At 43.9% G+C, this 7988-nt stretch carries 8 protein-coding genes and 1 tRNA gene; 6 read left to right on the top strand and 3 right to left on the bottom strand.

The window, feature by feature from the left end:
* Positions 1-135 precede the first annotated feature (135 nt).
* Together A3766_RS15075 and nadA are read left to right on the top strand one after the other, a co-directional pair.
* Positions 136-211, top strand: a tRNA-Lys gene (locus A3766_RS15075).
* A 260-nt stretch (positions 212-471) separates the two neighbouring features.
* Positions 472-1512: a quinolinate synthase NadA gene (gene nadA, locus A3766_RS15070; RefSeq protein ID WP_068507815.1), complete on the top strand. Its 1041-nt coding sequence runs from the start codon at positions 472-474 to the stop codon at positions 1510-1512.
* 35 nt (positions 1513-1547) lie between these two features.
* Here nadA and A3766_RS15065 read toward each other — a convergent pair whose 3' ends face one another.
* Complete coding sequence (locus A3766_RS15065) at positions 1548-2987, bottom strand: M48 family metalloprotease (RefSeq protein WP_068507813.1); 1440 nt, start codon at positions 2985-2987, stop codon at positions 1548-1550.
* Positions 2988-3167: 180 nt separating this feature from the next.
* Here A3766_RS15065 and A3766_RS15060 point away from each other — a divergent pair, with 180 nt between their 5' ends.
* Together A3766_RS15060 and A3766_RS15055 are read left to right on the top strand one after the other, a co-directional pair.
* On the top strand, positions 3168-3404 hold the full coding sequence (locus A3766_RS15060) for a sulfurtransferase TusA family protein (protein WP_068507810.1): 237 nt from the start codon (positions 3168-3170) through the stop codon (positions 3402-3404).
* Between the two features lie 84 nt (positions 3405-3488).
* The gene (locus A3766_RS15055) at positions 3489-4556 is read left to right on the top strand and encodes an AI-2E family transporter (protein WP_068633754.1); all 1068 of its coding nucleotides are present in this window, start codon (positions 3489-3491) and stop codon (positions 4554-4556) included.
* Between the two features lie 51 nt (positions 4557-4607).
* On the opposite strand, the gene A3766_RS15050 is transcribed toward A3766_RS15055, so the two are convergent.
* Both A3766_RS15050 and A3766_RS15045 read right to left on the bottom strand, forming a co-directional pair.
* Complete coding sequence (locus tag A3766_RS15050; protein WP_068507806.1) at positions 4608-5069, bottom strand: peroxiredoxin; 462 nt, start codon at positions 5067-5069, stop codon at positions 4608-4610.
* A 49-nt stretch (positions 5070-5118) separates the two neighbouring features.
* The gene (locus tag A3766_RS15045; protein ID WP_068507804.1) at positions 5119-5661 is read right to left on the bottom strand and encodes a glycine cleavage system protein R; all 543 of its coding nucleotides are present in this window, start codon (positions 5659-5661) and stop codon (positions 5119-5121) included.
* Positions 5662-5840: 179 nt separating this feature from the next.
* Between A3766_RS15045 and dapA the strand changes: the two genes are divergently transcribed.
* On the top strand, positions 5841-6716 hold the full coding sequence (gene dapA / locus A3766_RS15040) for a 4-hydroxy-tetrahydrodipicolinate synthase (protein ID WP_068507802.1): 876 nt from the start codon (positions 5841-5843) through the stop codon (positions 6714-6716).
* Complete coding sequence (gene bamC / locus A3766_RS15035) at positions 6716-7786, top strand: outer membrane protein assembly factor BamC (RefSeq protein WP_068507801.1); 1071 nt, start codon at positions 6716-6718, stop codon at positions 7784-7786. The genes dapA and bamC overlap by 1 nt, the downstream gene beginning before the upstream one ends.
* Positions 7787-7988: the final 202 nt, after the last annotated feature.

The raw sequence follows: 7988 nt of genomic DNA, 5'->3' as shown, positions 1-7988 counted from the left end.
CACGACCCACCATTTTTCTCCGCTGTTCTAATGTAGAGAAGTTGGTGGCAACAGAGCCGATCGATGAGCATAAAATGTTGAAAAACATTGTCTAAACTTGATGTTACTAGCATCGCTAGTTCACAAGATTCCAGCGGGTCGTTAGCTCAGTTGGTAGAGCAGTTGGCTTTTAACCAATTGGTCGCAGGTTCGAATCCTGCACGACCCACCATTCCCTTCGAAAGTCCGCTGTCCCAATATTTCCAGCTAATTCATTAGTTTTAACATATAGTCATTTGTTAGTCTGCGCTCGCTGCTTCGATCTGCTTGCGTTGGTACTCAATCAATTATAGATTTTACTGTCACAAGGATTATACTATGGCACCCAAATTTTAGGTGCAGCTTCACATTAGTGTATTGTGTGTTTGAGTGGCTTCTAGTTAGTAAGAAAAATAGATTCGAACTTTAGATATATCTTTAGATAGGAACGACATGGCAAGTATTGAAGATCGCGTTTTGGTTCAAGAGCATTTAGCGCATGAGCATCTCTCGGCTAGAGAATTAGATCAGGCCAAGGTTGCAGATTACAAAGAGAAGATTAAATCGCTACTTAAAGAAAAGAACGCCGTTATCGTTGCGCATTACTATACAGATCCTATTGTACAGGCATTGGCTGAAGAGACTGGGGGATGCATTTCAGACTCTCTAGAGATGGCGAGGTTTGGTAAGGAACACTCAGCTGAGACTCTGTTGGTTGCTGGTGTGCGCTTTATGGGCGAAACGGCAAAGATACTCAGCCCGGAAAAAACTGTACTAATGCCAACGCTCGAAGCGACTTGCTCACTAGATATTGGCTGCCCGATTGAACAGTTTGAAGAATTTTGTGACCAGCACCCTGATCGAACTGTCGTTGTTTACGCTAACACGTCCGCCGCTGTTAAAGCCCGTGCAGATTGGGTAGTCACCTCAAGCATGGCCTTAGAGCTTGTAAGTTATCTTGATAAACGTGGTGAAAAGATACTGTGGGGGCCTGATCAGCATTTAGGTAACTACATAGAGAAGCAAACAGGGGCTGACATGGTAATGTGGCAGGGTTCTTGTATTGTTCATGAGGAGTTTAAGGGGCAGGGTATAAAGGACCTTATGAAGGTTTACCCTGATGCCGCGGTACTTGTGCATCCGGAATCTCCGCAAAGTATGGTTGAACTTGCTGATGCGGTCGGTTCAACGACTCAGCTTATCAAAGCGTCGCAAGAGTTGCCGAATCAAGAATTTATCGTCGCTACAGATAACGGTATCTTCTATAAAATGCAGCAGTTGTCGCCTGAGAAAGTCTTTATCGAAGCGCCCACTGCCGGTTCTGGAGCGACCTGCCGATCCTGTGCACATTGCCCGTGGATGGCAATGAACGACCTGGAAAATATGTACTTGGCATTAAGTGAGGGGAGTGGCGAAGTAGAGGTCGACTCCGAATTAAGAGCTGGTGCACTTAAGTCCCTTCAGAGAATGCTAGACTTCTCAGCTACGTTGTAAATAACTTTGGCTTTCCATTCACCCTGTTTGCGCGTTTAAAACAGCGGGTTTTCTTTGATGGCATAGAAGAGGTCCAGTCTTGACTGGATCTTAAGTTCATCAAGCTCACTTGTGGTTTTTTTCAAGGCAAGGCTAAGCTGCTCGATAGCTTGATTCATTCTAGCGGTAAGGTAGAAATATTCTGCTCGTGCTTGGTGCAAATGCGCGATATCACCAGCGAGCCCCGCTACCTCAGCAAGTAAGTACCAAATCTCGGGGTCTTCAGGGTAACGTAGGCTCATTTTAGTGAGTAGATGATTCGATTCCTTAATTTTGTTTGCATCAAGATACGCTTTTGCCAGCGCTCGAGATAAAGAGTAGTTGTGAGGGTTCCTGCTTAATTGTTGCTCAAGGGTGCTGATTGCATCGGTGTGGCGGCTGGCATTGGATAATGCTTGCGCATAGATGGTGTTGATCGATATCTGGTTAGGATACTGCTCTAATAGTTTTTCCAGAAGCTCAATCGTTTTGAGGGGCTTGGTTTTTAGGTGAGCATAGGCAAGGCCAAATGTCGCGGTACTAATTTGTGTCGTATTACCCTTTTGCAGAATATTGTTGAAGTATTCAACTGCAGCTTGCCTGGATTCCGCATAGTCACTAATGATCATGTTTTTACTAAAGTGAAAGTCAATGTCATCTCGATAGCGTGCTCTGGGGTACTGCTCAGCCCTCCCTCGCGTATCACTAATTCGCGTATCGGACAGAGGGTGTGTTGATAGATATTCTGGGAGGCTCTCTGCTCTGAGCCCTGTTTGTTTGTACATGCGTTCAAACATCTTTGGCATTGCTCGCGGGTCGAAAGCTGAGTTTGCTAAAATCTTAATACCTAGGCGGTCAGCCTCTTGTTCGTTTTTGCGTGAAAACTTTAGTTGTTTCTCTGCACTAAGTGCCTGAGTGCTTGCCAGTGCAGCGACGCCAGCTTCTGAACCAGCTGTCGCAGCAATAATTGCGCTTGCCAGAAAGCCGGCGAGTGTCAGTGGCGCCGCGAGCTTTTGTCGTTCGAGCATGCGGGCGTAGTGTCGTTGGCTGAGGTGGGCGAGTTCGTGAGCAATAACGGATGCAAATTCTTGTTCGGTATTGGCGTTAAAGAATAACCCTGCGTTTACGCCAATAATGCTACCAGGTACTGCAAAGGCATTTAGGCTTGGATTGTCGACAATTGTAATGGTGAAGTCGCGATCGATTACGGCAGAGTTTGGCGCGAGTTTATATACAAGGTTGGTGAGGTATTCGGTGACTAAAGGATTATCATAGGCTTGGGTGTGGCGTCTAAATGTGCGCAACCAAGCGTTGCCTAGGGCTTTTTCTTGCTGGATTGAAACGAGGTTTGACGAGCTATTGCCAAGGCTAGGGATTGTATCAGTGCTCGAGTCTGCGTGAGTGCTCGATATTAGTAAGCAGAGTAGTAAAAAGCTAAGGCTTTGTCGTCGTGGCATCTTCGATTGTATTGTATGGTGTGTTAGGTTCTTAGATATAGGCCGAATTCGGAGCAGATGCAAGTGAATACTTTGTCAGAATGAACTAGGGTGGCAGCTGTCTGAGATTAGCTTGTATAACCTCCTGTCGCTGCTATAAGATGTTCTTTCCTTGGGTTTTGTTTTTATTGATAGGTAGTTATGCAATTCGATTATTTAGTAGATGCTTCTGGTGAGGCCTGTCCGATGCCGTTGCTCAAAGCTAAACAGCAATTAAATAAGATGTCGGCTGGTGAATGTGTCAAAGTGATCGCCACTGATAAGGGCTCCGTTAGGGATTTCGCTTCGTTTATAGCTTTAACAGCTCATGAGTTAATCGAATCTTCTGAAGAAGACTTAGAATCGTCGCGCTTTGTGTACTATATTATTAAGCGCTAAGGCGTTTCATTCCCGCTTAGTATTCTAATTTATGGGCATTGATTTTAGTAAGTGTCCGGTTTCAAACCTCTTTTAGGCAAATTTATGCTCCAGGTATTACGGTCTTGGGTTGACCGATATTTTTCAGACGAAGAAGCTGTTGTGCTTTTGATTTTAATCGGCGCAAGTTTGGTGTTTATATCGCTTTGGGGCGACATTATGGCGCCGGTTATTGCCAGCGTTATCCTCGCATATGTGCTTCAAGGCTTTATTGCTTATCTCGTGTCCAAGGGAATGAACAATAAGGCTGCGATTTACAGTTCTTATATATTATTCCTAGGGGTAGTGTTCGGTTTTATATTTTCGGTAATGCCGTTGGTATGGCGACAGCTCTCATCGTTGGTCGGAGATGCGCCCAATATTCTTAACAATCTTAAATCTCATATTTTTACCCTACAAGAAGATTATTCTCATATTATTACTATATCGGAGCTTGATGCCTTAGTTCAGCAGGCTACAGGAGAGGTTGCTAATTTCGGTCAGTGGTTAGTGTCACAATCTATTGAGGGTGTTCCCGTGTTTATCACGGCTATGATCTATTTGATTGTCGTGCCCTTGTTGGTTTTTTTCTTTGTTAAAGACAGAGACTCAATCGTTAACTCTATTGTCGGTATCTTGCCCAAGAATAGGCGCTTAATGACTCAGGTTTGGGAGGAGATGAATCTCCAGTTCGCAAACTATGTTCGAGGAAAGTTTGTTGAAATCGCGGTTGTAGGTGGAACAACATATATTGGCTTTATTTTTATGGGTCTTAATTATGGGGCTCTATTGGCTATTCTGGTTGGCTTATCTGTTGTTATTCCTTACATTGGTGCCATATTGGTGACAATACCCGTAGCGCTCATTGCCTTATTCCAATTTGGCCTGCATGAAGAGTTTTACTACGTCATGCTAATTTTTCTGGTGATTCAGGTGATCGATGGAAACGTTCTAGTTCCATTGCTATTTTCAGAGGTTGTTAATCTTCACCCAGCGGTAATAATTGTATCGGTATTATTTTTTGGTGGTATCTGGGGGGTGTGGGGCGTGTTTTTTGCCATCCCTCTGGCTACGATGATAAAGGCTGTTGTCACTGCCTGGCCAAGAAGAGGGGGAGTAGAAACTTCTATCTAAACTAGCGAAATTTAGTAATAGTGGCGCTTGTTATGGCGCCACTTCTTTTGACTAGAGACTTTTGCAAGCCTTGAGTACTTCAGCAACATGGCCTTTGACTTTTACTTTGCGCCATTCCTTAACAAGAGTGCCTTCTGCATTGATGATAAAGGTGCTGCGTTCAATTCCCATATATTCTTTGCCGTAAAGCTTTTTAAGTTTAATTACGTCAAAAAGCTTACAAAATTCTTCTTCCGGATCACTGATTAACTCAAAAGGGAATTCATGTTTCTTTTTAAAGTTCTCGTGAGTGCGCATAGAGTCTCTTGAAACACCTAGAATCTGAGTGTTGCAGGCTTCAAATTCTTTAATTGAGTCCCTGAACTCCTGGCCTTCAGTTGTGCAGCCTGGCGTGTTGTCTTTTGGGTAAAAATAAATAACCGTATTTTTGCCCTTTAAGCTGTCATTCGTTATCTCTGTTTCTGACGTTGCTGCGGCAGTGAAGGCACCGACCTTTTCGTTTAAAGTTACCATTTTATGCGTAGCCCTTAGTTGCTGTGTAGTGTTAAGTTAAATAAGTTTGCTAGCGCAAAGGTTCAATGATCGCGTCGAGGTTACGTTCGTCGCAAAAGTCCATAAACTCATCTCTCAAGCTAGCAATGTGAGTATCAGCTGACAGTCGAATTGTCATTGATAGATTAAACATTTGTGTACCGGTGTGCGGGGCACTGTAGGTTCCGGTTTGCAAATCATCAATGTTTATATTCTGAGAGGAAAAGTACTGTGCAATCTCGTGAACGATACCCGGGTTATCCAATGCAACAACGCTAACCGTATACGCTAGTGCAGGGTGGCTGTCCCGCTGCTGTGTTTGCTTCGCAGTGGTGGTAAGACCAAGTGACTCGGACAGTGCTGGTAGGCTCGCTTCAAGTTTTGCTATAGCATCCCAAGCGCCGGAAACCATCATTATCACGGCGAATTCGCCCCCGAGCACTGTCATTCTACTGTCTATGATATTGCATTGGTTGGTCGAGCAGGCTTTTGCTAGCTCATTAACGATACCTGGCTTGTCGGTGCCAATAGAAGAAATAACCAAAAAGTTTGGTTTGTGATCTGTATTGCCCATAATTTCGCCTTAGTTGAGTGGGTTGTTGGACGATATTTTTGTTTCTTTGCCATATAGTAAGGCATGTTTACTTGTGAAAAAACCATCTCGGCATTAACATACGCGATTGTTTTTACTTTGTACCGTTTCAGTATCTGTTTTTGAGTAAAAAGTGCGCAGATATTTTCTTGGAGATCAATATGATTGAAGGCAGCATTGTTGCCCTGGTAACGCCCATGTTTGAAGACGGAAGTCTTGATTGGGAACGTTTGGATTCCCTGCTGGACTTCCATGTCGAAAAAGGAACTAATGCTATTGTTGCTGTTGGTACCACTGGTGAGTCTGCAACGCTCGACCCTGCAGAGCATTGCAGCGTTATCGATCATATAATTAAACGTATTGCTGGAAGAATTCCTGTTATCGCTGGCACAGGCGCAAACTCTACTTCAGAGGCTATTGAACTCACGCGTGAAGCTAAGAAGCTTGGTGCTGATGCATGCTTGCTGGTGGCGCCATATTACAACAAGCCTACTCAAGAAGGCCTATACCTTCATCATAAAGCGATTGCTGAAGCAGTAGAAATTGATCAGATTCTTTACAACGTACCGGGTCGAACAGTTGTTGATATGCAGAACGAGACGGTTCTTCGTTTAGCTGATGTACCTAATATTGTCGGCATTAAAGACGCCACAGGTGATATTGCTCGTGGCAGTGAACTCATCAAGTCCTTAAATGGCAAAATGCCGGTCTATTCGGGTGATGATGAAACTGCTTATAAGTTGATCTTGGCGGGTGCCAAAGGCAATATTTCAGTTACAGCTAATGTACTTCCTGCTGAGATGAGTCAGCTTTGTCGCCTAGCGCTTGATGGTAAGGCTGAGCAAGCTCAAACTTTGAATGATCAGTTGGCGTCAGTTCACGAAGCAATGTTCGTTGAAGCTAACCCCATACCTGTTAAGTTCGCGTTAAATAGAATGGGTCTGATTGGCTCAGGTATTCGCTTGCCATTGACTGAGCTAAGCAAACAATATCATTCGCAAGTAGAGTCTGCGTTAACAGCGAAAAAACTGATTTGATGAGTGATATAACTATTAAAATTATTGCCCGTCGGGCCTTACTGGTTTTTTCTGCTTTCGCATTAACGGCATGTGGGCTGATCAAAGACAGATCTGGGGAGTACAATGCTGCTGAGACAAGCCAAAGGATTACTGTGCCGGAGGGGTATTCAGATCTAAAAATTGGTTCTCGTTATCCTATTCCGAACGTTGATCGTAAAGCGGCCAGTTCTGATCAGGAGGGTTATGAGCTACCTAAACCTCCAAATGCTACGGCAGCTTTAAGTGCAGATCCATATTTGGTTGAGTCAATTGAAGATCAGACCTGGCTGCGCTTGTACTCTTCGCCAGGAAAAGTTTGGCCAATGCTCGATTTTTTTTGGCAAGAGCAGGGCGTAAAAACTAGCCAGCAGTTAATCCAGCAGGGTTATGTAATGACTCAGGCTATTGCCGAAAGCTCACCGTTGTATGAGCTTGTGCGTGAGTCCGGGATGACAGGGCAGGTTGCTTTACTGGCAAACTTACTTCAAGGTGTTAGGCGCAATACTGCCGAGCTACAGGTGAAGCTAGTGCCAGCGGGAGGTGTTCTTACTGAAGCCTCATGGAGTAAGGCTGCATCTTTACCTAAGGTTGAAACAAAGATACTAAATGCGGTTGGCGAGTTTGTTAGTTCAGATGTCCAGCGAAATAGACACTCCCTACTTGCAAATGACATTAGTGGTGAACCACGTGTTTTTTTGCTAGAAGATGATCAAGGCGGAAAGTACCTAAAGCTAAACCTTAGTTACCTTCGGTCATGGAGAGAAGTAGGTAAAGCGCTTAAAGCTTCAGAGGTGCTGGTTTCTGATATAGATCAGTCGCAAGGAAAGTACTTTGTCAGTTATTTAAGTCGAGATGAGCTGGATTCATGGTTTTCGACGGAAGAGCATCGTCAAGAAAAAGCTAAAGAGCATAACTTCTCTATCGAGATATCCGGCAGCGCACTCGAACAGGCTGATGCCTATGAGGTTCGAGTCAAGGCCTTGAATGATAGCTTTGACTCCAATACAGCTACCGAACTATTAACGATTATTTTTGAACACATATCATGATTTGATATGTGTTTATTGCCTAAATAGCTGCGATATCATTGCTCATTAAAACACTATAGAAATTTTTCAATACTATTGCTCTTAATCTTAGAGCCACTCTCGGGAGTTTCCTTTTTATGCAAAAGCAGAAAGAACTTTACGCTGGTAAAGCAAAATCAGTTTATACCACAGAAGATCCAAACAAATTTGTTCTTTTGTTTAG

The organism is Oleiphilus sp. HI0132 (genome assembly GCF_001635845.1).
The sequence above is the reverse complement of the archived record's forward strand: the minus strand, read 5'-3'. Positions and strand labels throughout refer to the sequence as shown.